General features: G+C 69.2%; 28 protein-coding genes. 15 read left to right on the forward strand and 13 right to left on the reverse strand.

From position 1 onward, the window contains the following. Positions 1–12: 12 nt before the first annotated feature. Both ABZ552_RS29615 and ABZ552_RS29620 read right to left on the reverse strand, forming a co-directional pair. Positions 13–393: an NADH-quinone oxidoreductase subunit A gene (locus ABZ552_RS29615; RefSeq protein ID WP_063020669.1), complete on the reverse strand. Its 381-nt coding sequence runs from the start codon at positions 391–393 to the stop codon at positions 13–15. A gap of 487 nt (positions 394–880) precedes the next feature. Continuing rightward, complete coding sequence (locus ABZ552_RS29620) at positions 881–1,216, reverse strand: hypothetical protein (RefSeq protein WP_281880944.1); 336 nt, start codon at positions 1,214–1,216, stop codon at positions 881–883. A gap of 225 nt (positions 1,217–1,441) precedes the next feature. Between ABZ552_RS29620 and ABZ552_RS29625 the strand changes: the two genes are divergently transcribed. The 3 genes from ABZ552_RS29625 to ABZ552_RS29635 are packed head-to-tail and all read left to right on the forward strand — an operon-like array spanning position 1,442 to position 4,992. Beyond that, a complete protein-coding gene (locus ABZ552_RS29625; protein ID WP_281918228.1) occupies positions 1,442–2,983 on the forward strand; it encodes a hypothetical protein in 1,542 nt (513 codons plus the stop codon). A 3-nt stretch (positions 2,984–2,986) separates the two neighbouring features. Continuing rightward, a complete protein-coding gene (locus tag ABZ552_RS29630) occupies positions 2,987–3,430 on the forward strand; it encodes a hypothetical protein (protein WP_281879813.1) in 444 nt (147 codons plus the stop codon). Then, complete coding sequence (locus tag ABZ552_RS29635) at positions 3,427–4,992, forward strand: FHA domain-containing protein (RefSeq protein ID WP_281918229.1); 1,566 nt, start codon at positions 3,427–3,429, stop codon at positions 4,990–4,992. Before ABZ552_RS29630 ends, ABZ552_RS29635 begins: the two co-directional genes overlap by 4 nt. Before the next feature lie 191 nt (positions 4,993–5,183). On the opposite strand, the gene ABZ552_RS29640 is transcribed toward ABZ552_RS29635, so the two are convergent. Together ABZ552_RS29640 and ABZ552_RS29645 are read right to left on the reverse strand one after the other, a co-directional pair. Next, complete coding sequence (locus tag ABZ552_RS29640; protein WP_281879817.1) at positions 5,184–6,038, reverse strand: SAM-dependent methyltransferase; 855 nt, start codon at positions 6,036–6,038, stop codon at positions 5,184–5,186. Positions 6,039–6,103: 65 nt separating this feature from the next. Continuing rightward, positions 6,104–6,973 (reverse strand): LysR substrate-binding domain-containing protein, encoded by an 870-nt coding sequence (locus ABZ552_RS29645; RefSeq protein ID WP_281879818.1) that lies wholly within the window; start codon positions 6,971–6,973, stop codon positions 6,104–6,106. Between the two features lie 150 nt (positions 6,974–7,123). Here ABZ552_RS29645 and ABZ552_RS29650 point away from each other — a divergent pair, with 150 nt between their 5' ends. The 5 genes from ABZ552_RS29650 to ABZ552_RS29670 are packed head-to-tail and all read left to right on the forward strand — an operon-like array spanning position 7,124 to position 11,986. Then, positions 7,124–8,566 (forward strand): form I ribulose bisphosphate carboxylase large subunit, encoded by a 1,443-nt coding sequence (locus ABZ552_RS29650; protein WP_281879819.1) that lies wholly within the window; start codon positions 7,124–7,126, stop codon positions 8,564–8,566. Between the two features lie 21 nt (positions 8,567–8,587). After that, complete coding sequence (locus tag ABZ552_RS29655) at positions 8,588–9,010, forward strand: ribulose bisphosphate carboxylase small subunit (RefSeq protein ID WP_281879820.1); 423 nt, start codon at positions 8,588–8,590, stop codon at positions 9,008–9,010. Further along, positions 9,000–10,004, forward strand: a complete 1,005-nt coding sequence (locus ABZ552_RS29660) for an AAA family ATPase (RefSeq protein ID WP_281918230.1) — start codon at positions 9,000–9,002, stop codon at positions 10,002–10,004. Before ABZ552_RS29655 ends, ABZ552_RS29660 begins: the two co-directional genes overlap by 11 nt. Positions 10,005–10,019: 15 nt before the next feature. Beyond that, the gene (locus ABZ552_RS29665) at positions 10,020–11,096 is read left to right on the forward strand and encodes a class 1 fructose-bisphosphatase (RefSeq protein WP_357441261.1); all 1,077 of its coding nucleotides are present in this window, start codon (positions 10,020–10,022) and stop codon (positions 11,094–11,096) included. An 11-nt stretch (positions 11,097–11,107) separates the two neighbouring features. After that, positions 11,108–11,986 carry a phosphoribulokinase gene (locus tag ABZ552_RS29670; protein ID WP_281879824.1) on the forward strand — a complete coding sequence of 293 codons (879 nt, stop codon included), beginning with the start codon at positions 11,108–11,110 and terminating at the stop codon, positions 11,984–11,986. Between the two features lie 43 nt (positions 11,987–12,029). Here the strand turns inward: ABZ552_RS29670 and dinB are convergent, their stop codons facing one another. Then, positions 12,030–13,271 (reverse strand): DNA polymerase IV, encoded by a 1,242-nt coding sequence (gene dinB / locus ABZ552_RS29675; protein ID WP_357441265.1) that lies wholly within the window; start codon positions 13,269–13,271, stop codon positions 12,030–12,032. A gap of 127 nt (positions 13,272–13,398) precedes the next feature. Between dinB and ABZ552_RS29680 the strand changes: the two genes are divergently transcribed. The 3 genes from ABZ552_RS29680 to ABZ552_RS29690 are packed head-to-tail and all read left to right on the forward strand — an operon-like array spanning position 13,399 to position 15,854. Continuing rightward, positions 13,399–13,779, forward strand: coding sequence for a BlaI/MecI/CopY family transcriptional regulator (locus ABZ552_RS29680; protein ID WP_043691105.1), 381 nt, complete (start codon positions 13,399–13,401; stop codon positions 13,777–13,779). Beyond that, a complete protein-coding gene (locus ABZ552_RS29685) occupies positions 13,776–14,726 on the forward strand; it encodes a M56 family metallopeptidase (RefSeq protein WP_281879827.1) in 951 nt (316 codons plus the stop codon). Before ABZ552_RS29680 ends, ABZ552_RS29685 begins: the two co-directional genes overlap by 4 nt. An 18-nt stretch (positions 14,727–14,744) precedes the next feature. Further along, positions 14,745–15,854, forward strand: coding sequence for a crosslink repair DNA glycosylase YcaQ family protein (locus ABZ552_RS29690; RefSeq protein WP_281918232.1), 1,110 nt, complete (start codon positions 14,745–14,747; stop codon positions 15,852–15,854). Between the two features lie 11 nt (positions 15,855–15,865). On the opposite strand, the gene ABZ552_RS29695 is transcribed toward ABZ552_RS29690, so the two are convergent. The 3 genes from ABZ552_RS29695 to ABZ552_RS29705 are packed head-to-tail and all read right to left on the reverse strand — an operon-like array spanning position 15,866 to position 18,298. Further along, entirely contained in the window at positions 15,866–16,030 is a 165-nt protein-coding gene (locus ABZ552_RS29695; protein ID WP_357441269.1) for a hypothetical protein, read from the reverse strand. A 23-nt stretch (positions 16,031–16,053) separates the two neighbouring features. Next, positions 16,054–17,484, reverse strand: coding sequence for an MFS transporter (locus tag ABZ552_RS29700; RefSeq protein ID WP_357441272.1), 1,431 nt, complete (start codon positions 17,482–17,484; stop codon positions 16,054–16,056). 13 nt (positions 17,485–17,497) lie between these two features. Then, positions 17,498–18,298, reverse strand: coding sequence for a thioesterase family protein (locus ABZ552_RS29705; RefSeq protein WP_357441275.1), 801 nt, complete (start codon positions 18,296–18,298; stop codon positions 17,498–17,500). Positions 18,299–18,352: 54 nt separating this feature from the next. Here ABZ552_RS29705 and ABZ552_RS29710 point away from each other — a divergent pair, with 54 nt between their 5' ends. The 3 genes from ABZ552_RS29710 to ABZ552_RS29720 are packed head-to-tail and all read left to right on the forward strand — an operon-like array spanning position 18,353 to position 19,822. Then, on the forward strand, positions 18,353–18,826 hold the full coding sequence (locus tag ABZ552_RS29710; RefSeq protein WP_357441278.1) for a helix-turn-helix domain-containing protein: 474 nt from the start codon (positions 18,353–18,355) through the stop codon (positions 18,824–18,826). A gap of 52 nt (positions 18,827–18,878) precedes the next feature. Then, on the forward strand, positions 18,879–19,292 hold the full coding sequence (locus ABZ552_RS29715; RefSeq protein WP_281879835.1) for an NUDIX domain-containing protein: 414 nt from the start codon (positions 18,879–18,881) through the stop codon (positions 19,290–19,292). A 32-nt stretch (positions 19,293–19,324) separates the two neighbouring features. Continuing rightward, entirely contained in the window at positions 19,325–19,822 is a 498-nt protein-coding gene (locus ABZ552_RS29720) for a hypothetical protein (protein ID WP_281879836.1), read from the forward strand. A 41-nt stretch (positions 19,823–19,863) separates the two neighbouring features. On the opposite strand, the gene ABZ552_RS29725 is transcribed toward ABZ552_RS29720, so the two are convergent. The 4 genes from ABZ552_RS29725 to ABZ552_RS29740 are packed head-to-tail and all read right to left on the reverse strand — an operon-like array spanning position 19,864 to position 23,591. Then, positions 19,864–20,463, reverse strand: a complete 600-nt coding sequence (locus ABZ552_RS29725) for an ATP/GTP-binding protein (RefSeq protein WP_281880946.1) — start codon at positions 20,461–20,463, stop codon at positions 19,864–19,866. Next, positions 20,444–20,818 carry a DUF742 domain-containing protein gene (locus ABZ552_RS29730; RefSeq protein ID WP_195085380.1) on the reverse strand — a complete coding sequence of 125 codons (375 nt, stop codon included), beginning with the start codon at positions 20,816–20,818 and terminating at the stop codon, positions 20,444–20,446. Before ABZ552_RS29730 ends, ABZ552_RS29725 begins: the two co-directional genes overlap by 20 nt. An 8-nt stretch (positions 20,819–20,826) precedes the next feature. Then, positions 20,827–21,240: a roadblock/LC7 domain-containing protein gene (locus ABZ552_RS29735; RefSeq protein WP_357441283.1), complete on the reverse strand. Its 414-nt coding sequence runs from the start codon at positions 21,238–21,240 to the stop codon at positions 20,827–20,829. Between the two features lie 2 nt (positions 21,241–21,242). Then, positions 21,243–23,591, reverse strand: a complete 2,349-nt coding sequence (locus ABZ552_RS29740) for a nitrate- and nitrite sensing domain-containing protein (protein WP_357441286.1) — start codon at positions 23,589–23,591, stop codon at positions 21,243–21,245. A gap of 275 nt (positions 23,592–23,866) precedes the next feature. Between ABZ552_RS29740 and ABZ552_RS29745 the strand changes: the two genes are divergently transcribed. After that, the gene (locus ABZ552_RS29745; protein ID WP_281879838.1) at positions 23,867–25,420 is read left to right on the forward strand and encodes a succinic semialdehyde dehydrogenase; all 1,554 of its coding nucleotides are present in this window, start codon (positions 23,867–23,869) and stop codon (positions 25,418–25,420) included. Between the two features lie 68 nt (positions 25,421–25,488). Here ABZ552_RS29745 and ABZ552_RS29750 read toward each other — a convergent pair whose 3' ends face one another. Continuing rightward, positions 25,489–25,869: a DUF779 domain-containing protein gene (locus ABZ552_RS29750; protein WP_357441290.1), complete on the reverse strand. Its 381-nt coding sequence runs from the start codon at positions 25,867–25,869 to the stop codon at positions 25,489–25,491. Between the last annotated feature and the right edge of the window lie 47 nt (positions 25,870–25,916).

Raw genomic sequence — 25,916 nt, forward strand, 5'->3', positions numbered from 1 at the left:
ATTGCGCGGCATTCAGTCCCAGCTGAGACCGCCGCGCTTCCACTCGTAGGCGTAGGCCACCGAGACGTTGACGATGAACAACGCCATCGCGGCCAGACCGAAGAGACCGAGCGCATCGAAGTGGACTGCCCACGGGTAGAGGAACACGATCTCGATGTCGAAGATGATGAACAACATCGCGGTGAGGTAGTACTTCACCGGAAAGCGTTGTCCGGTAACATTTCCCGGCCCGCCGGCCACGGCATGCGGGGTGGGTTCGATCCCGCATTCGTAGGGTTCCAGCTTCGCCCGGTTGCGCCGTTTCGGGCCGACCAGGGCCGAGAGGACGATGGAGAACAGCGCGAACGCCGCCGCGATCGCGCCGAGTACGAGCGTCGGCACCTCGATATTCACGACTGCACTTCCCCTCCTTGCGAGCTGCAGCTGACAACAGCGTCCGAGGCGGGCTGACGTCGTTGTCCGCCTCGGCCAGACTCGCCCTCGGCTCCACCCGGAACCGGTCATTCCCTGATCCGCTTCCTTGTGAGGTACGGCACAGCCTACAACCGAAAGAGTGCTCCGCAGCGGGTTTGGTGCCGCCGTTTGATCGAATTCAGTACAAGCATTTATGACCGAAACGGTGGTAATCCGACGAGGGCGCCCGGGACGTTGGGTGAACGGTCAGTTGGCGGCGTCGGCGTGTCGCGTAGTGCGACGTCAAATGTGGTCCCGACCGGGTTCGGAGTCGGGGACGGCGACAGCTCGGCGGTGACCGTGAGCGTCGGAAAAAGGGGGTTGGGAGCGTCTTGTCGTGGTGCTGGAGCGCGACAACGCACGCGATGGAACTAATTCATGATAGCTATGAATTCCCGTGGTTGTCCGGGGCGGGCGCGACTCCGGATCAGGCCGCGGAGCGACTGCGCAACAGTGCGACGACGGCCTCGGTGAGCCGGAGCGGATCGATCGGATGCGCCACCGCGGCCTCCGCACGCGACCAACTGGCCAGCCAGGCGTCGTCGGGGCGGCCGGTGAGCACGAGCAGGGGCGGGCACGGATCGACTTCGTCCTTCAACTGCTTGGCGATGCCCAGTCCGCCGGCCGGGCTCGCCTCGCCGTCGAGCACGGCCAAGTCGATGCCTCCGGCGTCCATCTGCGCGATCACCACGGGGGCGGTGGCGACCTCGAGGTACTCGAACTCCGGCAACTCCGGGCTCGGACGCTTGCCCAAGGCCTGCATCACCTGGCGCCTGGTGTCGGCGTCATTGCTGTACACGAGAACCCGCAGCGGGGTGGAACGAGGAGAATCGGCCACGAACGGCATGGTACGTCCGCGAGGGCGGACCGCGTGGCAGGTTCGGCGCAGATCGTCCGCGCGCGTCGTGCACCGCGCGTCACCGGCGGAGTCGTCCGGCGAAAGCCGATGGCAAGCAGTTGATAAGAATCTGCCGGTAAAGTCCGGCCAATGCGGGGAGATATCACGCAGGCCCTCGTCGACACCGACGTGTGGACCGATGAAATGCTGGGCAGCGCAGGGATTCCGGTGGTCGACGTACCGTTCGTGACCATCGGCAGCGGAATCGGGTCGTTCGTCACCTACGACACCCTCCGGATCTTCGGCGTGCCCGCCGAGTCGATGGCGGTGCTCGGTCCACAGGAGCACCCTTGGGCGTCCTACGAATACCTGACCAGGGTCTCGCAGATTCCCCGCGGCGAGCGCCTGCGCAGCGACTCGGCCTCGACGCCGGACAACATCTGGGGCTTCCCGTCCTACGCGGTACGGGAGGCCATCGCGGACCGCTCGCTCGAGCCGCTGTGGAACGTCTTCACCGAACCGATCTTCGCGAACTACTACACCCCGCGCGCGGGTCAGGCGTTCGCCGCCATGGAGCGGGAGTTCCACCGCATCGGTTACGCCCGCTCCCTGCACCGCGGCCACGTGCGGATGGTCCGCAAGCGCCACGGTGGTGGATACTTCACCGTCCTCACCCCGCCCGCGGGTTCGACGCCGACCAAACGGGTGGCTTTTCGCAGCACGTATGTGCATGTCGCGGTGGGTTATCCGGGTCTGAAACTGCTGCCGGACCTGCAGGAGTACCGCGAGACCCATCGCGATCCGACGCGCGTGGTCAACGCCTACGAGCCGCACGAGCACGTCTACCAGGCGCTGCAGCGTCGTCCCGGCACCGTGCTCATCCGCGGCAGCGGGATCGTGGCCAGCCGCGTCCTGCAGCGGCTCATCGACGACCGGGACGCCCACCGGCTCGACACCAGGATCCTGCATTTGTTCCGTACCTATATCGCCGGCCCGCACGGCAAGAACATCTTCAGCCGGCGCAAGGGCGGCGACGGGTGGGCCTACCAGGGCTTCAACTATCCGAAGTCGGTGTGGGGCGGTCAGCTCAAGCAGAAGGTGCGGCGACTGCAAGGCGAGGAACGGGCGCGGGCGTACAAGGAGATCTCGGGCACCAATACCCCGATCCGAGACAACTGGCAGGAACAACTGCGCCGCGGCCGCCGAGAAGGCTGGTACCAGGTGATGGCGGGCACGATGCGGGCTCCGCGTCCAGCTGGGGGCCGCCAAGGCGTGGTCGCGACGATTCTCCCGGACACCTCCGCGCCGCTGCCGTTTCCGCCGCCGACGCAACCGTTCGACACCACCGTCGACTACATCATCGACTGCACGGGGTTGGAAGCCGATATCCGCGAGCACCGGCTGCTGGCCGACCTGCTGGACCATGCGGGCGCCGGGCGCAATCCGCTCGGCAGGCTGGACGTGGAGACGACCTTCGAGCTGATCGGCACCCGGAGCGGCACGGGCCGGATGTACGCCTCCGGCAGCGCGACGCTCGGCGGGCCGTTCGTCGGCGTGGACACCTTCCTCGGCCTGCAGATCGCCGCGCAGGAGATCGCCGACGATCTGGCCGCGGTCGGGTTCTGCCGCAGGATGGGTCCGCTGCGCTCCACGCGGCAATGGTGGCTGTGGGTTACGAACGAGAAGATCTGAGCGATGCTTCCTACCTTGAACGGGCGAATCCAGACCCGTCTCCTCGCGCTGAGCGTGATCGGCTTCGTCGTCGCGCTGGTCATCACCCCGTTTCTGCCGACCGGTTCGTTGAGCGTCGGCCAGGCGTACCGGGTGACGTTGTCGGTTCTGCTGGGCACCGTTCTGGTCGGTGTGCTGTGGGAATTGCTCTACCATTTCCTGCAGCAGTTCCGCTGGGAAAAGGACTGGCCGACCCTGTTCGGTTTCGTCACCATCGTCAACGAGGGGGCGCTGATGTGGGTCCTCGTGCGCTACACCACGGTGGTACTGCCCGGACATCTGCGTCCGTCGCTCGTGGCGTTCGGAATCCAGTTCGTCATCACGTGGATCGTGTTCTGGCTCATCGTCAATGGTCCGATGCGGGTGGTGTTCCACCGGTGGCGCTTCCAAGGCGGCCGGTTCCTGTGAACGCGCAGATCGAGGTGTTGCCCGGCGCCCACCTGGTGGCGAGCGCGAGCGGTGCCGTTGTGGTGGTCGCGCACCGCGGCGACGGCGTCGTCACAGCGGACACGGTGGCGGCCCGGACGATGGGTGCGCTGCTGGACATCGTGCGCGATGCCGTCGCGCGGGACCGGAGTCGCAGTGGGCGCGCGGTGGCGCGGCTGGCCACGACCTGGCTGATGGGGCTGGCCAACGGCGAGGAGGACGAGGTCGAATTCGGCGTGATCACACCGGCGGACAACGGTCTCGCGGTTTTCCTGCACGGTGGCGTCACCGCTGTCCTCGCCGGCGCGGCCCACACGGAGGTGCTGCGCGGCCGGGACGCCGGATTCACCGTCGACCGCATGGTGACGCCCGCACCCGGCATCGGCGCGGGGTTGTTCGTTGACGAGGCGGGATGGACCGCGGAGTCGCTACCGGGGCGCGGTATCTTCGCGCTCGGCGAGGGAACCGCACCGGGGTCGGGCGCGGTGCTGTGGTCCGGGACGTCGCTGGAAGCGAACCTCGGCGAACCGGAGACCCACGGCGGCGAACCCGGGCGGCGACCTCAGGCGGGAGCCGCGTGGCAAGCCCCGCCCGCGCCCCGGCCGGTTCCGGCACCCGAACCGCCGCGGATCGAGGAGCCGCAGCACGTCGAACCGCCGGCGGTGTCGACACCACATTCGGTCCCTGCTCCGCCGATACAAGACCCCGCGGCGGCCGCGGGATCCGCCGCACCTCAGGCGCCGCCATCGCACCGTCCCGAAGCGGAGCAGGCGTCAGGAGCGCAGCCGCGGCCGGCGCCGAGCCTGCGCAAAGGCGAGGATTCCGTCGACGCCGCAACGGAAGTCGATCTTCAGGCAGCGGCGCGCCGGGCCACGCCGGGCCCGGGCGTGACACCCCCGGTGGCGCAGCCGATACCGCCGCGACCGGACCAGGGACCGGCGCGGCCCGCGCACCGCACCGACCGGGACCACGCGATCGCCAACGACGCGAATCTCGCCGAGACGGTGGTGCCCTCGGCCGAGGTCGTCGCGGCCGCGCTCGGGTCGACCGGTTCGAACACGCTGGGACATCGGGTGATCGTGCACGGCTTCCAGTGCGCCCGCGGTCATCACAACGATCCGCGGGTGTCCTTCTGCGCGGTGTGCGGCATCCGGATGGATCAGCTCACCTGCGTGCTGAGCGAGGGGGTGCGTCCCCCGCTGGGCGTGCTGCTCCTGGACGACGGCACGTCGTTCGTGCTGGACAGCGACTGCGTGCTCGGACGCGAGCCGGAGTATGCCGAGGCCGTCGCGCGTGGCGCTCGCCCGCTGCGGCTGGAGGACAGCTCGGGTGGAATGTCCCGGGCCCACGCGGAGATCCGTCTCGTCGACTGGGACGTCACCGTCGTGGACGGCGGCTCCACCAACGGCACCCACATCCGTCATCCCGGACGGCAGGATTGGGTGCGTGCGGTCCCCGGCCGGCCGGTCACCCTCGCGCCCGGCGCCCAGATCCAACTGGGCGGACGCGTCCTGACCTTCGACTCCCCACACGGCCAGCTGTAGCTGCGGATCGGCACGTCGAGCGGTCGCTCACCGTGTCGGTCATTCCGCCACACGACAGGGCTCGCGTTTGCTGTCGTTGGTTGACCAGTGCGAATCTCGCCTCCGATGGGAGGCCCGACATAGCGAGCCTCCCGGCTTACTTCGGCACCACAAGCTGAGGAGAAGTGATCACCGCTGCTCGATCGTCCCGCTCAGGTGTGGCGGAAACGAATGATGCCCGACCACGGGTTGCGCATGGGTTTGCGTGGGTCGGGCTGCGGCAGATAGGTGAACGGGCGCAGGTACCAGGGTGCGCGGTGGAATTTGCGGGCGTGCAGCAGCAGGCTTTCCAGTTCGATCGGCTGCCAGCCGAGGTCTTCGAAGAAGCGGACGCCGTTGGGGGGCTCGAATTTCATCGGCGCGTTGGCGAAGGTGTCGCCGGAACGCATCTTCTTCATGCCCAGGCTCAGGTCGAGCAACCACCAGGCGATCTCCGGGCGGGCCAGGGCGTTCGCCAGATCGGTGACCGTCGGAGGGTCGAGGTACATCAGCAGGCCCTCGGTGAGCACCAAGGCCTTCGACGCGGGGGCGGTGGCCGGGCCGATCGCGCCGAGCGCCTCGTCGAGGAACTTCGCGCGGGCATCGGGGTCGGCGAGATCGACCGCTCGGCGGATGAGCACGCAGTGCGGCGTCTGATCGGCGAGCGCGTCGTCCTTCTCCGCGACGATTCCCGGCAGATCCGCCTCGATCCAGAGCAGCTCGGGCGGTAGATCCAGCCGATAGGGGCGGGTGTCCAGACCGGCCGCGAGGTTGAGGACCCGGTCGCAGCCCTCGGCGACCGCTTTCGTGACGAGATCGTCGATCAGCTTGGTGCGGGTGACGATCGGCCACCCGCCTCGCATCATTCGGGGTGCGCTGTCGGCGATGGCATGGCCGCGTTCTCCGGCCAGCAGGTCGGCGAGCGGATCGTGGAACAGTGCGTCCGGGCGTGTCGTCTCGCGCGCCCGGTAGGCCGCGACCCAGCGCGCGGTGTCCGACACGTTGGACGGTATGTCCCCTCGGGTCATGCGGGCCAGTCTGTCACATCTGTCCAGCGGAACCCGGCACCGGTCGTTCGGCGCCGGGGAGCCGATCAATGGGAATGAAAGGCGTCGGAGCCGACCTCGGCGGGGTCGAGCAGATGGGCGAGGAACAGGCGGGTGGTCGGCGTCGGAGTGCGGGTGGTGATGGCATGCCAGGGACGGTCCAGCGGGGTGCCCTCGACCGGGAGGACGCGCAGCACGCCGTTCTCCAGGTCCTGGGAGATGGCATCGCTGTGGATCAGTGTGACGCCCAATCCTTCTCGCGCGGCGGCCAGGACCGCGCCGTGGGATCCGAGGGTGAGCGTGGGTGGTTCGATCCGGAGTTGCTCCAGTAGGCCGAGGGTGGCCTCCCGGGTACCGGAGCCGCGCCCGCGCAGCAGCCATGTGGTGTGCAGTGGGTCGAGTTCCGGCAGTCCGACCACGACCAGGCGGCTCGGCCGCCGAGCGCGCACCACCAGCCCGGTGTCCCGAGGTGGGCGGCCCGCGATGACGAGATCCGTTTCGTGATGTTGCAATTCGAGGAACAGCGCGTCGCGCGGGTGCACCGACAGGCTCAGCTCGATGTCGGGGAACCGGCGGCGGAACGAGGCGAGCGGCCGCAGCAGGACGTATTCGCCCGCGGTGGCGACCACGCCGATCCGCAGGCGCCCGGTCTCGGCGCGGCGTACCGCGGCCTGCGCCTCCTTCATCAACCCGAGGATGCCGCGGCAGTACTCGGCGTAGACGCGACCGGACTCCGTGAGCATGATGCCGCGCCCGGCCTTGGCGACGAGCTCGGCGCCGAGCTGTTTCTCGATGTGCGCGACGGCCGCGGAGACGGCGGCCTCGGTGATGTGCAGTTGGGCCGCGGCGCGGCGAATGCTGCCGTGGCGGGCGACGGCCAGGAAGGTTTCCATCCGAGCCGCGCTCACCATACCCATCGAACGACGGTAACAAACTCAACGAATATGTTGAGTATCGCGAGGAACAATCAAATTGTTTGTCGGTATCCGGCCCGTCATCCTGGAAATCCCAAGGCACGCCCGTTCGCCCGGGTGCGGGTGTCCCGCAGTGGCACAGCAGGAGGAACGATGGCCGAAGAAATCGAACGCGACCGCTGGGATCCGGGTGTCCAATCCTATGCGTCGATGGGGTATTACGCGCCGGACTATCAGCCGTCGGAAACCGACGTGCTCGCCGTGTTCCGGGTGACCCCGCAGCGCGGCGTCGACCCGATCGAGGCCGCCGCCGCGGTGGCGGGCGAGTCCTCCACGGCGACGTGGACGGTGGTGTGGACCGACCGGCTCACCGCGCACTCGCGTTATCAGGCGAAGTGCTACCGCATCGACGAGGTCCCCGGACGGCCGGGGGAGTACTTCGCCTATGTCGCTTACGATCTCGACCTGTTCGAGGAGGGATCGATCACCAACCTGACCTCCTCGATCATCGGCAACGTGTTCGGGTTCAAGCCGTTGCTGGCGCTGCGGCTGGAGGACATGCGCATTCCGGTGGCCTACGTGAAGACGTTCCAGGGGCCGCCGCACGGCACGGTGATGGAACGCGAATATCTCAACAAATACGGCAGGCCGCTGCTGGGCGCGACGGTGAAACCGAAACTCGGGCTATCGGCCCGCAATTACGGGCGGGTGATCTACGAGGCGTGCAAAGGCGGCCTGGATTTCACCAAGGACGACGAGAACATCAACTCGCAGCCGTTCATGCGCTGGCGCGACCGCTACCTGTTCGCGATGGAGGGCGTCAACCGCGCGATGGCCGAAACCGGCGAGATCAAAGGTCACTACCTGAATGTGACCGCCGCGTCGATGGAGGAGATGTACGAGCGGGCGGAATTCGCCAAAGAACTCGGCAGCGTCGTGATCATGATGGATCTCACCGTCGGGTTCACCGCGATGCAGTCGATGTCGCACTGGGCGCGCCGCAACGGCGTGCTGCTGCACCTGCACCGCGCGGGGCATTCCACCTACACGCGGCAGAAGACGCACGGCGTCAGCTTCCGGGTGCTGGCCAAGTGGTGCAGGCTGATCGGCGTCGACCATCTGCACGCGGGCACCGTGGTGGGAAAACTGGAGGGCGATCCTGCGACGACCAAAGGGTTCTACGACACCTTGCGGGAGAATCACATCCGGACCGAGCCGGCCAACGGGATCTTCTTCGACCAGTATTGGGCGAGCCTGCCCGGCGTGATGCCGGTGGCCTCCGGCGGCATCCATGCCGGGCAGATGCATCAGCTGCTCGACCTCTTCGGTGACGACGTGGTGCTGCAGTTCGGCGGCGGCACCATCGGGCACCCGCTCGGCATCGCCGCGGGGGCGGAGGCGAACCGGGTCGCCCTGGAGGCGGTCGTGCAGGCCCGCAACGAAGGGCGCGACCTGCTGAAGGAGGGGCCCGAGGTGTTGCGCAAGGCGGCCGAGATCTGCCGTCCGCTCGATGTAGCCCTGGCGACCTGGGGCGACGTCACCTTCGACTACACCTCCACCGACGCGCCGGACGCCGTGCCGACGGCCAGCCGCTGACCATCCCGGAAGGACTCACCGATGTATCTCAGGCACGGAACGTTCTGCTACCTGCCGCCGCTGACCGACGAGCAGATCGCCGCCCAGGTGCGCTACGCGCTGCTGAACAACTGGCCGGTGTCCATCGAGTACACCGACGATCCGCATCCGCGCAACGCCTACTGGGAGATGTGGGGATTGCCGTTGTTCGATCTCGACGAGCCCGACGGCGTGCTGGCCGAGATCAACGCCTGCCGGGCCACCTTTCCGCGCCATTACGTGCGGGTGCTGGCCTATGACGCCCGCTACACCAGGCAGACGACGGCGCTGAGTTTCCTGGTGCAGCGGCCGCCCGACGAGCCCGGCTTCGTGCTGACTCGCACCGAAGGGCCGGACCGCAGGCAGAAGTACGGTCTGCACTCGTATGCGACGACCGTCCGCCCGGGAGACCGGTATGGCGGCTGAGCGCAACGGCTCCGGATTCCGTCTGCACCGCCCGGGGGCCGACGTCCCCGGCGCGGTGCGGACGGCGCCCGCCGAACCGGAGGAGCCGGAGATTCTGGGCGAGGACGCGGTGCTGGATCTGTCCGCCGACATCGCGGGCCACGATGTCGAGGAGACGCTGCGCAGACTGGACGCGGAACTGATCGGGCTGGCCCCGGTGAAGCGGCGGGTCCGCGAGATCGCGGCGCTGCTGCTGATCGACCGCGCGCGGCAGCGTTTCGGGCTGACCTCGTCGCGGCCAACCATGCACATGAGCTTCACCGGCGGGCCGGGGACCGGCAAGACGACGGTGGCGCTGCGGATGGCGCAAATGCTGCACGCACTCGGCTACATCCGCAAACCGAAGGTGCACACCGTCACGCGAGACGATCTGGTGGGCCAGTTCATCGGGCACACCGCACCGAAGACCAAGGAGGCGCTGGCCAAAGCGGCGGGCGGCGTGCTGTTCATCGACGAGGCCTACTACCTGTTCCGGCCGGAGAACGAACGCGACTACGGGCAGGAGGTGATCGAGATCCTGTTGCAGGAGATGGAGAACGAGCGCGCCAGCCTGGTGGTGATCTTCGCGGGATATCCCGACCGGATGGACCGCTTCTTCTCCGCCAATCCGGGCCTGTCCTCGCGGGTCGCCCATCACCTGGAGTTCGCCGACTACACCCAGGCGGAACTGCTGGCCATCGCCGAACTCATGGTGGCCGCGGAGAACTTCCATTTCGACGACGCGGCGCGGACCGCGTTCGGGGAGTACCTGGAACGCCGGATGGCTCGTCCGCGCTTCTCCAACGCGCGCAGCGTGCGCAATGCGCTGGACCGCTGCCGGTTGCGGCAGGCCAAGCGTCTCGTCGAACTGCGCAGGCCGTTGACCAAGACCGATCTGATCACGCTGACCGACCGCGATGTCTACGGCAGCAGCGTGTTCACCGACCCCGAGCCGACCGCGCGAGCCCGCCGGTGACGAGATCGAGCCGCCATGCCAGAAGGATTGAAGACCCTCACCCGGTACACCATCGAGCAGGAGCATCGGCATCCCGGCTCGTCCGGCGAGTTCTCCGGGCTGGTGAACGTCATCGCGACCGCGACGAAGATCGTCGCCAATCAGGTCACCCGCGGCGCGATCGTCGGATCGTTGGGCGCCTCGGAGCCGGACAACCTGCCGCCGACGGTGCATCGCAAACTGGACGCGATCGCCAACGACATCATGGTCGCCGAAACGCAGTGGACGGGGCATCTGTCGGCGTTGCTCTCCGAACAGATCAGTGAGATCCATCCGGTGCCCGCGACGCATCGGCGCGGGAAGTATCTGCTGGCGTTCGATCCGTTGGACGGTTCGTCGAACATCGACGTGAACCTTCCCGTGGGCACCATCTTCAGCGTGCTGCGTATGCCCGCGCCCGGCAGCGGCCCGGCCGCGGACGACTTCCTGCAACCAGGGGTCGAGCAGGTATGCGCGGGCTTCACCCTGTACGGACCGGCGACCATGCTGGTGTTGACGACCGGCAGCGGGGTGGACGGGTTCACGCTGGACCGGGAGATCGGCGCCTTTGTGCTGACCCACCCGCGGATGCGCATCCCGGACGACACGTCGGGTTTCGCGATCAACGCGGCCAACGAGCGATTCTGGGAGCGCCCGGTGCGCCGCTACGTGCAGGAATGCCTGGACGGCGTGGACGGTCCGCGGGAGCGGGACTTCAATATGCGCTGGGTGGCCTCGCTGGTCGCGGACACCTTCCACATCCTCACCCGCGGTGGGGTGTACCTGTATCCGCGTGATACCCGCCCGCCCGCGCGTCCGGGGCGGGTGGCGTTGCTCTACGGCGCCAATCCGATCGCGTTCATCGTCGAACAGGCCGGCGGCGCGGCGACCACCGGAAGCGAACGGGTGCTGGAAGTGCTGCCCGGCGACGTCCACCAACGGGTGCCGCTGATCTTCGGCTCCCGCAACGAAGTCGAGCGCATCGAGCGGTATCACCGCGAGCCGGATGAGGGACCCAGCTTCGACAGCTCGCTGTTCGGCAGGCGGTCGCTGTTTCGTCCGGCCCAGCGCTGAAGAGGAGAACCATGTCGGCCAAGCACCCGGTCGTCGCCATCACCGGGTCCTCCGGGGCGGGGACTTCCAGCGTGACCCGGACGTTTCAGGAGATCTTCCGCCGCGAAGGAATCGACGCGGCGATCGTCGAGGGCGACGCGTTCCACCGTTACGACCGCAACGAGATGAAACTGGCCATGGCCGAGGCCGAGCAGAACCGCAATGTGCGGTTCTCGCACTTCGGCGAGGAAGCCAACCTACTGAAGGAATTGGAGACGCTGTTCCGCGACTACGGCGAGACCGGCGTCGGGACCGTGCGCCGGTACCTGCACGACGAGGCCGAGGCCAAACCCTACGGTCAGCAGCCGGGCACCTTCACGCCGTGGGAGGAGTTGACGCCCGGCAGCGACCTGCTGTTCTACGAGGGCCTGCACGGCGCGGCGGTCACCGCCACCGTGGACGTGGCCCGCTACACCGATCTGCTGGTAGGCGTCGTGCCGATCATCAACCTGGAGTGGATCCAGAAGGTGATCCGGGACAAGACCGAGCGCGGCTACTCCAGCGAGGCCGTGATCGACACGATCCTGCGCCGCATGCCGGACTACGTGACCTACATCTGCCCGCAGTTCTCCCGCACCTACGTCAACTTCCAGCGGGTACCGACCGTGGACACGTCCAATCCGTTCATCGCGCGCAGCATTCCGACGGCGGACGAGAGCTTCGTGGTGATCCGCTTCGCCGACCCGAAGGTGATCGACTTCCCCTATCTGCTGTCGATGCTGCACGACTCGTTCATGTCGCGGACGAACTGCATCGTGGTGCCCGGCGGGAAGATGGAGCTGGCGATGCAGCTCATCTTCACGCCGCTGATCCTGCGGTTGATGGACAAGCGGCCGAAACGGGCGTATTGAACGGTCGCGGGTGGCGAACGGGTAGGAGGAGGGCCACACAGGACTAGTCGGGCAGGAGCGGGACCGACATGCCTTCGCCGCGATGCAGGAGGGCGGCGCGGGTGACGGCGGTGGAGCCGAAGCGTCGGCGCAGGTCGTCGAGGGTCGCATCGAGGGTGTTGGCGGCGCGGGCCTCGAAAGGCAGGGTGAGCTGTACGGCGTCGGCATCGTCGAGGTTGGTCAGCGCCAGGCCGATCAGGGTGAGGCCGCGTTCCTGGATGAGCGGCATCGCGCCGGTGAGCAGACCGCGGGCAGCGAGCAGAATCGTCTCGGTGTGATCGGTGGCTTCGGCCAAGGTATGTGAGCGGGTGGCCCGGGCGAAATCATCGAAACGCAGACGCAGCACCACGGTTCGGCATACCCGCTCGGCGGCGCGCAGCCGCCTGCCCAGCCGATCGGTGAGCCCGTGCAGGTAGGCCTCGATCTCGTCCGGGGGACGATGCTTGCGGCCGAGGGCGCGCTGGGCGCCGATCGAGCGCCGCCGCCTGCCGGTCTCGACGCGGCGCGGGTCACGCGCCCAGGACAGGGCGTAGAGATGGCGGGCCGCGGCGGGCCCGAGGATCGCCCGCAGCGGGCGCTCACCCAGCTCCGCCACCTGACCGACCCGGGTGATGCCGTGCTCGTGCAACGTCCGCGCGGTGACATCGCCTACGCCCCAGAGCCTTTCGACCGGCAGCGGGTGCAGGAAGTCCAGTTCCTGGTCCGGCGGCACCAGCCGCAAGCCATCGGGCTTGGCGACGGCGCCGGCCACCTTGGCGAGGAACTTGGTGCGGGCGATCCCCACGGAGATCGGTAAGCCGACCCGGTCGCGGACTTCCGCGCGCAGCCGCGTCGCGATGGCCACCGGTTCGCCCGCGATCCGGCGCAGCCCGCCGACGTCGAGAAACGCCTCATCGATGGAAATGCCTTCCACGACCGGCGTGGTGTCGCGAAAGATCTCGAAGACGGCTTTGCTCGCCTCCGCGTAGGCGGACATGCGCGGCGGCACCACGATCGCGTGCGGGCACAACCGGCGCGCCTGCCCACCGTTCATCGGAGTGCGCACGCCGAACGCCTTGGCCTCGTAACTGGCGGCCAGGACCACGCCGCCGCCGACGATCACCGGTTTGCCGCGCAGCCTCGGGTCGTCGCGCTGCTCGACCGAGGCATAGAACGAGTCGAGATCGGCATGCAGGATCGATGCCTCCGGGCGCGCGAGTATCCGGGGTCGACCGGGTCGGGAGACGGGCGCATCGGACACGAACATATGTTCGCACGGCGGTCCGACAGTCCGGGTGGCCTGCGCGGATCTACTGGTTGCCTCCGTAGTAACTCATCCCAGCCGGTAACCTGTTCCCACGACGGGGCACAGCGCGGATGAGGGAGTCGGTACGGTGCGTGGATTCGGGGATTTGGAGGCGGTGATCATGGACCGCATCTGGGATCAGGACGCAGAGGACACAACGGTGCGCGAGATCTTCGACGAACTGTCGGCTCAGCGCGACATCGCTTATACGACGGTGATGTCGACCATGGACAATCTGCATCGGAAAGGCTGGCTGGCGCGCGAACGCGCCGGTAAGGCCTATCGATATTGGCCGACCCTCACCAGGGAAGAGCACAGCGCCCGGCTCATGCTGGAAGCGCTCGGTTCCGGCGGACGATCGGACCTGGTGCTCAGTCATTTCGTCGACCGGATCAGCGCCGAGGAATCGGCCGGGTTGCGTGCCGCGCTACGCAGACTGGCGGCGCGCAAGTCACCAGAAGTGCCGTGAGCCTGGCCATCGCGCTGACGCTGTACGGCGGCGTCGTGGCGACCTTCGGTCCGCCCGTCCTGCGCAGTCTGACCCACCGCGGCATCGCGCCGCGGCTGGGTGTGACCGCCTGGGTGGTCGCGATCATCGGTGCGCTCAGCGCCTGGGGAATCGCGGCGGCGGTCGTGACGGTCGAGTTCGCGACCTACTGGGGACACCCGAAGGACGCGCTGAGCGCGTGCGCCTCGTTCCTGTGGTCTCCCATGCACGTGCACGGTGCCGCGGCCGGTCGGGCGGCGACGTTCGCGGTGGCGGCGCTGGTGGCCGCGGGCACGTTCGCGTTGGTGGCGCGCGCGGTGGGTGTCGTCGTGGACATGCGCAGGCGTACCAGCGTCCATGCGCGGGCAGTCCGCCTGGTCGGCAGGCCGGTGCCGGGTATCGGCGCGGTCGTGCTGGAGTCGCCGGAACGGCAGGTGTACTGCGTGCCGGGAAAGCCCGACACCATCGTCGTCACGACGGCCGCGCTGGAAGCGCTGGAGGGCGACCAACTCGCCGCGGTGCTCGCGCACGAACGCGCGCACCTGTCCGGCCGGCACGCGGCGTTGACGGCGGTGCTGCGCGCGGTGGCCACCACGCTGCCGGGCTTGCGGTTGTTCACCGTCGGCGCGGCCGAGATCGCCCGGCTGCTGGAGATGTGCGCCGACGACAAGGCCGCCGACGAGCACGGTTCGCTGCCGCTGCTGGGCGGACTGCTGGCGATCGTGGGCATCGTCGAGCCCGCGCCCCCGGGAGCGCTGGCGGCGGCGGGCACGGCGGTACTGGCCCGCGCCGAGCGGCTGGCCGACCCGGTCGGCGCGATCCGGCGAGCCACCACCCGCACCGCCTTGCTCGGCGTGATCGCGATGACGGTCGCCGGGTCGGCACTGGCCGCCGCGACGGTGGCCGCCGCCGGTGCGCTGCTGAGCTGAGTACGAGAAGGAGCGCGCGTGCGAGCCACCTGGGATCAGGTCTTCGCCTGGCGGCTGCGACGTCAGCACGTCGGGTTCCGCACCGACGAGGGGGCCGAAGCGATCGCCGAGCGCTTGTGCGGCGTACAAGCCCAGGTCACCTCCGCGGCGGAACTGGCTGTCGCCCTGCGCAGCACGAAACCCGAATCCGGCGCGCTGGTCCGCGCGCTCGACGACGGCAGTCTGATGAAGACCTGGGCGATGCGCGGCACGCTGCACGCCCTGACCCCCGACCTGGCCGCGGCCGCTCTCGCGCTCATCGGCTCCGCGCGCACCTGGGAGAAGCCGTCCTGGCAGAGGACTTTCGGCGCCTCGCCCGCGGAGGTCTCGGCGTTGACCGAGGCGGTCGCCGAGGTGCTCGCCGCCGCGGTGCTCACCCGGGAGGAATTGGTCGAAGCCCTGATGTCCGCGCCGGAGTTCCACCGCCTCGGTGAAGAGTTGCGCTCCGGGTGGGGTGCGCTGCTCAAACCGTTGGCCTGGCAGGGGGCGCTCTGCCACGGCCCGGCGCGGGGCAGCAAGGTGACGTTCACCAGTCCGGCGCGTCTGATCCGCGACTGGCCCGGGCTGCCCGAGCCGGATGCGGCGGCGCGGGCGGCGATCCTCGCCTATCTCAGCGCCTACGGCCCGGCGACGCCGGAGACCTTCGACGCCTGGCTCAGCCGCAACAGCTTGCGCAAGACCACGGTGCGGCGCTGGTTCGCCGAACTGGGTGACCTGCTCACCGAGGTGGACGTGGAGGGCCGCCGCGCCTTCCTGCCGACCGAGCGGGTCGACGAATTGGCCGCCGCCGCGCCGAGCGCGACGGTGCACCTGCTCGGCGCCTTCGACCAGTACGTGCTCGCGCCGGGCACCGGTGACACCGCCCTGCTCCCTGCCGCCCACCGCGCGAAAGTGAGCCGCGCCGCGGGCTGGATCTCACCGATCGTCGTGGTGGGTGGACGTATCGCGGGCGTGTGGGAGCTCGCCGACGACGCTGTCGAGATCACCATGTTCGACGGTGCGCCGTTACCCAGGCGGGGGTTGGACGAGGCCCTCGCGCACGTGGCGCTGGCGGCCGGGCGCGAGAACCTCACGGTCCGAACGGCGTAGCGGCACCGGCGTCAGGCCCTCGTGGGTGCGCTGAGCGCCGAAGGAGCCGGAACCGAGCCGAACGCGTCGTCGATCAGCGTGGCCATGGCCCGGTCCGGCATCGGCACCCGCGCCCGCCGGAATCCCACGTCGGCCAGGCCGGTGCCCCGTTCGGTCTCTTGCGCGTGCGGTTGCACGCCGGCGCTGGGTGTGGAGAGGATCAGGCCACGGTCGACTGCGTGACCGGATCCGGCTGCGCCGCGGCAGGTTTCGGCATGCGCGCGGCTGCGCCGACCAGGCCCGCGAGGACGGCGACCGCGGCCGTCACCGACCACCCGCGCCGGAACGCGTCGAGGGCCGCCTCCGGGCCCGCGGGTGTGCCGAGCACCGCGACCAGGATCGCGACGCCGATCGCGAGACCGATCTGGCGCGCCATGCTCAGCACGGCCGACCCGGTGGCGAACCGGTGCGGCGGCAGCCCGCTGGTGCCCGCCGCGAAGGCGGTCGGCAGGGTGAGGCCGACCCCGATGCCGCTGACCACCATGCCGCCGAGCAGGCCGCCGACGTAGTCGGGTGTGAGGGTGATCGCGCGCACCCACCACAGCATGCCCGCGCCGAACACGACCCCGCCCGCGGCGATGACCGGACCGGCGCCGATCCGGCCGATCAGCCGTCCAGCCAGGACGGCGACCACCGGGACCATCAGCGGCCCCGGCGCGATGGCCAGGCCGGTGCGCAATGCCGACCAGCCCCACACGTCCTGCGCCCACAGCACCGCCGACAGCAGCATCGCGCCGAAGGCGACGTTGAACAAGACCGCGTTGCCGGTCATCCAGGCGAAGTTGGGCGCGCGCAGCAGGGCCGGATCCACCACCGGACTGTGGTGCCGGGCGGAGGAGACGACGAACGCCACCGTCAGGACGGCCGCCACCGCGAACGCCGTCAGAACCCGCGCCGACGACCACCCCCAGTCCTCGCCCTTGACCAGCCCGAGCACCAGCCCGGCGATCGCGCCGACCAGCAGCGCCGCACCAAGCAGGTCGGGCAGCCGCCCACCGTCGCCCGGCGGATCGGGCAACGTCCGCATCCCGACCACCACAGCGACCAGACCGATCGGCACGTTCACCAAAAAGACCCAGCGCCAGCCGAATTCCACCAGAACGCCGCCCAGCACCGGACCGAGGGCCGCGCCGAGCCCTCCGAAGGCGACCCACAGGCGTACCGCCGCGGCGCGGCGCTGCGGCGGGCTGGCCGCGAGTACCAAGCCGAGCGAAGCGGGCGTCAGCAGCGCGCCGCCGACGGCCTGCAGGACACGGAACAGCACCAGTGACCCGACGTCCCAGGCGGTCGCGCACAGTGCCGACCCGGCGACGAACACCAGCAGTCCCAGAAGGAAGGTGGTCCGGACGCTGCGGCGGTCACCGAGTCGTCCCGCCGGGACCAGCAGTGCGGCGAACACGATGGCGTAGGCGTTGAGCACCCAGGAAAGCCCCGAGATCCGGGCTCCGCCGAAATCGGCGGCCAGGTCCGGCAGAGCGACGTTGACGATGAACAGATCCAGGCTCGACAGCAGGACGCCGATCGAGACGACGGCGAGCACGACCCGGAAGTCGGCGGCGGCCCGCGTCGGGGCCGTGGCGGGGGGATTCACGATCGTCTCCGTTTCAGCCGAGCACGCGGCGGGTCTGGCGGGCCGAGGCGAGCAGCCGGCCGTCGCGGTCCCAGATCAGGGTGTCGTCCACCGACCATCCGCCGCCGGTGGAGGCGTTCGCCGTGCGCACCAGCACCGGGAAGTCGCCGGTCGGCACGTGGTGCAGGTGCATCGACAGCGTGACGGTGGGGATCGCGACGGGCCCGCGCAGCGTGGGAAAGACGGCGGGCGGCAACGCGTCGGCGAGGATCGCGAGGGTGGCCGCGTTCGCGGGCAGCTCGGGGACGAGGCCGATCCACGCGCACATCATCGGTTCGTCCGCCGCGGTGAGCGGCAGCGGTCCCGCGGCGGGACGGATGGTGAAATGCGCGCTTGCCGGGACGATTTCAGGCGGGAGGGCGAAGGGTGCGCAGGAGTCGGGGTCGGGCACGCGCGGTGCGGGCGCGCCCGCGTAGTCCGCGACGTCCGATGCCACGGTGCGACCGAGTGTGACGGACGCTCCGGCGACCGGGTTGCCGCCCTGGTCGGCGTAAACCTCCAGGACGACGGTGCTACGCCCGACGGCGTGCTCGGTCACCCGGAAGGTGAGCAGGTCCTCTGTGGGGCGGCCCAGGAACCGGAGATCCACAGCGCGCACGGGCAGTGGTTCGGCGGCCGCCGCCCGAGCCACCTCGATGAGCAGAGCCGCGATCACGCCGCCGTGCGGTCCGGTCCAACCGCGCCAGGACCGCTCGACACGCGCCTGCCATCCACCGGCGCCCGTCTCGGTGAGCGCGAACTCCTCGGCGATGGACCGCCTAGTTAGTTGCTTCATAAAACTCACCATAAATTGGTGAGTTCTTTGAAGCAACCGACTATTCTGGTGGCTATGCGCAGGACGAGCTTCGAGGAGATGAACTGCTCGCTGGCCCAGTGCCTCGAGGTGGTCGGGGAGTGGTGGACGCTGCTGATCGTGCGCGACGCCCTGTTCGGCGTGACGCGCTTCGACGACTTCCGCGCCCGCCTCGGGATCGCCCGCAATGTGCTCACTCAGCGCCTCGAGCATCTGGTCGTGCACGGGGTGCTGAGCCGGGAGCCCTACCAGGACAAACCGGTTCGCTACGACTACCGGCTCACCCCGAAAGGTCGTTCGCTGTGGTTGGTCGTCACCGCGATGCGTCAGTGGGGCGACGAATGGTCCGCGCCGGACGGCCCTCCGGTGCAGACCTTGCACGCCACGTGCGGAAACCTGGCGACCGTCGAGCCGGTGTGCTCCGAATGCGGGGAACGCGTCGCGTCGCGCGACCTGCGTCCCGTACTCGGTCCCGGCGCCAAGGACCCATCCCTCCTGCCCTCGAGCTGAACGGGTTGCGGCCGGTTCCGCGTTCGCCGCCGCGCGGCGATAGGCTGCGGCGGTGGCGGACGGGCGAGTGCGGCAACTGATCGACACGGTGGCATGGGTGCGCATCGAGGACGGACGAATCCTCTGCGCCAGACCGCGTGGCAAGGACATCTTCTACATCCCGGGCGGCAAGCGCGAGGGCGGCGAGACCGATCTGCAGACTCTGCTGCGCGAGATCGAGGAAGAGCTGACCGTCGCGCTGTTGCCGGAGACCGCCGCGCACGTGGGCACCTACGAGGCGTCGCACGGCCCGGTGGACGGGGCGGTGGTGCGAATGAGCTGCTACACCGCGGATTACCGTGGAACGCTGGCCGCGAGCAGCGAAATCGAGGAGGTCGCGTGGTTCTCCTACGCCGACCGCGTTCTCGTCCCCCCGGTCGATCAGTTGCTGTTCGACGATCTGGTGCACGCGGGCTTGCTACGGTGAATCGCGGACCGGACAGCGCTACCGTCGGCGGTATGTCGTGGCTTCGGACACTCCTGCGCTATGCCGCCTACGCCCTGCGGGCGCTACCGCTGGCGGCGCGGCGGATTCCGACCCGGCTACGCGTGCCGCGGCGAATGCTCGGCGAATCCGTTCTGCCGCGTAAATTCTCCGCGCTGCGCTCGGTGTCGCACTCGGTGCTCAGCGGCGGGGTGGGCCTGCTGGCCTGGTTCCTGGCATTCCTCGCGGTCGTGGCCGCGTTCCGCGGCGTCTGCTTCCCGCTCGTCGCCGGTGACGACCTGCACGGGTCCTGGGGCGGGCCCACCTTGGCGGGCGCTTGGGCGGTGCACGCGGTGCTGGGCGTCGGTCTGCTGCCGGTGTGGCTGCTGATTCTGTCCGGTCTGGGCGCGTTCCAGTTGCGGCTCACCCGCGGGCTGCTCGGCCGGAACGGGCCGCGGTGGCCCGCTCCGGTCGCGGTCGCGCTCGTCGCGGGCGGCGTGCTGCTTTTCGTGGCCTGGCTACGGCAGGTGTGAGGCCCGCCGAAGCCTAGGGGGCGCCCTCGCCGCGGGGGCGCTCAGGTGGTGGCGTGTGCGCGCTGCGCCCGCTGGATCAGGTGCTCCACGAGGGTGAGCAGCACGTCTTTGCAGGAGCTGCGGTCGCGCGCGTCGCAGAGCATGACGGGGGTGACCGAGTCGAGGTCGAGGGCGTCACGCACTTCGTCGATGGTGTAGCGCGGCGCGCCGTCGAAGCAGTTGACGCCCACCATGAACGGCAGGCGGCGCCGCTCGAAGAAGTCCACGGCCGCGAAGGAGTTGCCCAGCCTGCGAGTGTCGGCCAGCACGACAGCGCCGAGCGCGCCGCGCGCCAGTTCGTCCCAGAGGAACCAGAACCGGTCCTGCCCGGGTGTGCCGAACAGGTACAGCACCAGGTCACGGTCGATGGTGAGCCTGCCGAAGTCCAGGGCGACGGTGGTCGTGGACTTCTGCTCGACGCCCGACAGATCGTCGATGCCGGTGCTCACCTCGGTGATCAGCTCCTCGGTGCGCAAGGGCGCGACCTCGCTGATGGCCGAGACCATGGTGGTCTTGCCGACGCCGAACCCGCCGGCGACGAGGATCTTGACCGACGCGGCCAGCTGCGGTGTGCCGCTCGGGTCAAAGTTTTCGGATTCCATCCAGTACCGCTCGCAATATGTTGAGGTCATCGGGTCCGGCCTCCGTCGGAACGGGAGCACGGAAAATCAGTTGCCCGTCGCCGATCAGGTCACCGACGAGGATCTTCGTCACCGCCAGCGGCAAACGCAACTGTGCGGAGAGTTCGGCGACGGTCTGCGAAACCCGGCACAGCCGAAGGATATCGGCGTACTCGGGTTCACTGCGTCGCAACGTGGGCGCGGAGGTGTCCGCGATCACGGTGGTGAGCATATCCAGTTCGGGTCCGGCGCCCGCGGTGCGCCCGCGGGTGAGCGCGTAGGGACGCACCAGCGGTCCGGCCGCCTCATCGAACCAGGGCTCACGCGGATGGGTCATGGCAGGACTTACTCGACATGTCCGACGAGGTCTTGACGGGCAGTCGTGGACAGGTAGTTGCCGACCCGCTGCACGGTCAGGTTCATCTCGTAGGCCACCATGCCGAGGTTGGCCGATTCGGCGGCTTGCAGTGCCAGGCAGGCGTTGTCGCCCGCGGAGGTCACGAACAGCACCGCGCGGTCGAGTTCGATGACCGCCTGCCGGACGCTACCGCCGTCGAATCGGTTGCCCGCGCTGCGCGCCAGCCCGTAGAGCGCCGAGGACATCGCGCCGAAATGTTCGGCGTCCTCGCGGCTCATACCGCTGGAGCGGCCCAGTAGTAGCCCGTCGGTGGACAGCACCACCGCGTGGCGCACGCCGGCCAGCCGGTCGACGAGATCGTCGAGCAGCCAATTCAGATCACCTGCGGGAGAAGCGGACACCCCTAGCCTTCCTGTTCGTCGGAGATGACGGCGCGACGGCCCTGCCTGGTCCCGTTCTCGATGGCGGACATCAGATCGCGGGCCTGCTCGGCGGAGCGTGGCGGCTGCACGGAGGCGGCCTGCTCCTGGACCGGCTGCGCCAATTGCGGTGCGAGGTTGGTCTGTCGGGTGCGCCGGGGAAGCGCCGGGCGGCCGTCGGGGCCCGGTTGCATCGGCGCCTCGGTATACGGGCGGGGTCCGTAGCGCGGGAGCGCGGCGGCTTCGACCGGCAGGGTCGCGACGGACGACGGCGCGGTCTGCACTGCGGTCTCCGTCTCCGCCGCGACCGACGGGCCGTCGAAGAGCCTGCCGCGGCGGCCGGGATCGGTGAGCTCCGCCGGTGTCTGCGGCGCACCGGAATCGGTCGCGATGAGGGCGGACGGAACCAGCACGATGGCCTTGATGCCGCCGTAGTCGGAGTCCGAGAGCCGCACCGCGATGCCGTGGCGCGCGGCCAGCTGCGCGACCACGAACAACCCCAGCCGCGAGTCCGCCGACAGCGCAGCCACCCCGAAATCCGGTGGATCGCATAGCATCTCGTTCATCGTGGCCCGGTCTTCTTCGGACATGCCCATGCCCTGGTCGGCGATCTCGACCACGACGCCCTTGCCGACCACGTTGCCGGAGACCTCGACCCGCGACTGCGGCGGCGAGAAGGAGGTCGCGTTGTCCACCAGTTCGGCGAGCAGGTGGATGAGGTCGGCGACCACGGTGCCGAGCACGCGGACCTCGGGCAGCCGGGCCACCCGGACCCGGGCGTAGTCGAGCGTCTCGCCGACGGCGCTGCGCACCAAATCGACCAGCGGGACCGGGTTGCGCCACTGCCTGCCCGGTTTGCCGCCGCCGAGGATGGTGAGGTTCTCGGCGTTGCGCCGCTCGCGCGTCGCGAGGTGGTCGAGCCGGAACAACGTGTCGAGCAGGACCGGATCCTCCTGCCGCTGCTCGGCTTCGTCCAGAATCTCCAGCTGCCGGTGCACCACGATCTGGCTGCGGTGCGCGATGTTCAGGAAGACCGCCTTCACGCCTTCCCGGGTGCGGGCCTCGGCCACCGCCGCGGCGACGGCGGCGGAATGCGCGTGCTGGAACGCCTTGGCCACCTGGCCGATCTCGTCGCTGCCGTAGTCGAGAACGGAGGATTCGGCCGCGGGGTCGACGGTTTCACCATCGCGCAGTCTGCGCATCATGTCCGGCAACCGTTCATCGGCCAAGGCCAGCGTCTGCCCGCGCAGCCGCTTCAATCGGCGGATCACGCGGTTGGCGATGATCACCGCGATGAGGAACGCCAGCACGCTGACCACCAGCACGCCGCCGCCCGCGAACGCGGATCTGGTCGCGGCCGCGGCGGCCTTGTCCTCCGCGAGTTTCTGCGAGGCCCGGTTGTGCGTGGTCCAGGCGTCGATCAGGCCGCGGTTGACCTCGGCGGCGGCGCTGTGCCATTCCTGCGTGCTCAGCGGCAGCGGTGGCGGGCTCGACGCTCGCGCACCGCTGCCGGATGTGCTCGATCCGGTCGAGGGCGGCTGAGCGGATGCCATGGCGCGCTGGACGACGGCGTTCTCCATGGTGGTGAGCTGCTGCCAGGCCGGACTGGCGATGAGCGTCTGCAGATGACGCTGTTCCGCGCCTTCCAACTCGGCGCCGAGCGCGGCGATCTCGCTGTGGTAGAAGCCGATCTGGCGGATGTACTCCTCGGCGGGGATGGCCGGGGGTGTGGGGCCGTCGATGTACAGGCCGCCCAGCGCGTTGCTGCGCGCCATCGCCTCGGTGGCGTTGAACAGCCGCATGCCGGTGGCGATCCGGACGCCGATCTCGGTGTACGGCGCGGTCTGCTCGGCGACCTTGGTGCCCACGGAGATGACGTCGAGCAGGCGGTTGTAGAACATGTACGCGTCCGCGGGCGGCAGCGCGGCGGCGTCGACGCCGCCGCGCACGGCGCTCATGTTCTGCGTGAGGGTGGTGAAGTTGGCCACGTTGTCGCCGAGCTTGGAGTCGTCGACGTCGCGGATGCCTTCGGAGGCCTGGATCAGGCCGCGCAGCGCCCCGTCCAGACGCATGCGCGCGGCGCCCAGCGCGGTCGCCGCGGTGCCGTCGCCGGACAGGTGCGCGAGTGTCAGGTGGCGTTCCTGCTGGACCGCCTCCATCATCTCCCTGGTCGAGGGGATGGCTTTCTGGTTCTCGGCCGCCCAGTCCTTGGCTTTGGTTCCCTCCGCGACCAGATAGCTCGTAGCACCCACACCGACGACAAGCAGAGTCAGGCTCGGGATGAGCGCGATCGCCAGAATCCGGGTGCGGACCCCGAGCCTCGCTCTGAACATCGGCACAACGTAATCCACGAACCGGGCGATCCGGCCGCTCTGTCCCGGTGAGCGGGACTCGATTTGACTCGGCAGTTGCTCTTGTGCGCTGTCGGCGTTGCGCCGAAATTGATTGCCGCCGTGCATAACTCTAACTCGCCCGTGCGGGTGCGACCGACCTGTGCGGGCACGCAGCGACTCGCGGCGCGGGAAATCCTCCCGTGGCCGGTTCAGAGCCCGCCGCGCGCGGCGTAGATTGTGTGTATCCCTCGGTTACTCACAAGTAGGAGGCAACGATGCCCGCGCCGGAAGCCGATGTATTCGACCGCCTGAGCGCGCTGGCCGCGATCGAGGCGCCCGCAGACCGTCAGCGCAGGAAGATCACCGAGACGTTCACCGGGAACCCGCTGGGCAGCGTGCCGGTCGGCACCGCGGCCGACGTCGCCGCCGCCTTCGGCAAGGCCAGAACCGCGCAGGAGCGCTGGGCGGCCCGGCCGGTGGCCGAACGCGCCGCTGTGCTGAATCGGTACCGCGCGCTGGTGGTCGAGCATCGCGAGTTCCTGATGGACGTGGTGCAGGCCGAGACCGGCAAGGCGCGCTGGGCGGCCCAGGAAGAAATCATGGGGCTGATGTTCGCGGCCCGGTATTTCGCCAGGATCGCACCGAGTCTGCTGGACGCTCATCGCGTACCGGGCGCGTTCCCCGTGCTCAACCGCGCCTCCGTCCGGTACCAGCCCAAAGGCGTCGTCGGTGTCATCGCGCCGTGGAACTATCCGCTGCTGCTGTCGATCGGCGATTCCATCCCGGCGCTCATCGCGGGCAACGCCGTGGTGGTCAAGCCCGACAGCCAGACCCCGTTCTCCACGCTGGCCGGGGCCGAGTTGCTCTACCGGGCGGGTCTGCCGCGCGAGCTGCTCGCGGTCGTCCCCGGCCCGGGCAATGTGGTCGGCACCGCGATCGTCGAGGACTGCGACTATCTGATGTTCACCGGTTCCTCCGCGACCGGCCGCACCCTGGCCGAGCAGTGTGGCCGCAGGCTGATCGGCTTCTCCGCCGAACTCGGCGGGAAGAACCCGATGATCGTCACCGCGGGCGCCGACTTGGACAAAGCCGCCAAGGCGGCCGTGCGCGCCTGCTTCTCCAACGCCGGGCAGCTGTGCATCTCGATCGAGCGGCTGTATGTGGAGCGCGCGGTCGCCGCGGCGTTCACCGAGAAATTCGTGGCCGCGGTGAACGCGGCGAAACTCGGCGCCGCCTACGACTATTCGACCGACATCGGCAGCCTCATCTCCGAAGCCCAACTGGAGACGGTGTCCAAGCACGTCGCGGACGCCACCTCGAAGGGGGCGAAGGTGCTCACCGGCGGCACGGCCCGGCCGGATCTGGGTCCGCTGTTCTTCGAGCCGACCGTGCTCGCCGACGTGACCGATGAGATGGAATGCGGTCGCGACGAGACCTTCGGCCCGCTGGTGTCGATCTATCCGGTCGACAGCGTCGATGAGGCCGTGCGCCTGGCCAACGACACCGACTACGGCCTCAACGCCTCGGTGTGGGCGGCGAGCAAGTCCGAAGGCGAGCGGATCGCGGCGCGGCTGCACGCGGGCACGGTCTGCGTGGACGAGGGCTACGCGCCGGCGTGGGGCACCACCGGAGCGCCGATGGGCGGCATGGGCATCTCCGGTGTGGGGCGCAGGCACGGTCCGGACGGTCTGCTCAAGTTCACCGAACCGCAAACGGTCGTGGTCACGCGCTTCATGAATCTCGACGCGCCCAAGCTGTTCCCCAAAGACAGGTGGCAGCCGTTCCTGATGACCGTGGCCCGCAGTCTGCGGTTCCTGCCCGGACGCTGACGAACGACGTCCGCCCGGGTGGTCGTGCCCACCCGGGCGGACGATCCGCCGGTTCGTTCGCGCAGGGGTCACGCCAACCGGTCGGCTCCGGTGCGCGGCGGCCCTCCGGCCGCCAGCGCCGCTGCTTCCTCGTCGGTGAGCAGCCGTGATCTGAGGACGAATCGCAGGCCGTCGAGCGCGTCCGAAGCGCGGCCGCCGGGCGCATCGGCCACGTCCACGGTCACATGGGTGTGCTTCCAATGCTCGTATTGCTCGCCGCTGATCCAGAATTCGGTGTGCCAGGGGAGGCTTCCGAGCAGGACGTCCGCGCCGTCGATCCGGGATTCCCGGATGGGCAGGCAGCGGGGCTCGACGCTGTCGCGGTGTCCGCCGGACTGATGCAGCAGCACAGCCCCGTGCTGGTGGATGACGCGGCGCAAGGCGGCTCTGGCGCGATCGGTGATGTCCACCCGGTGCGTTCCCGCGTCGGCGGACCGGCGTGGATGACGTGGCCGGC

Source organism: Nocardia sp. NPDC019219, from assembly GCF_040632645.1.
Classification (GTDB): Bacteria; Actinomycetota; Actinomycetes; order Mycobacteriales; family Mycobacteriaceae; genus Nocardia; species Nocardia sputorum.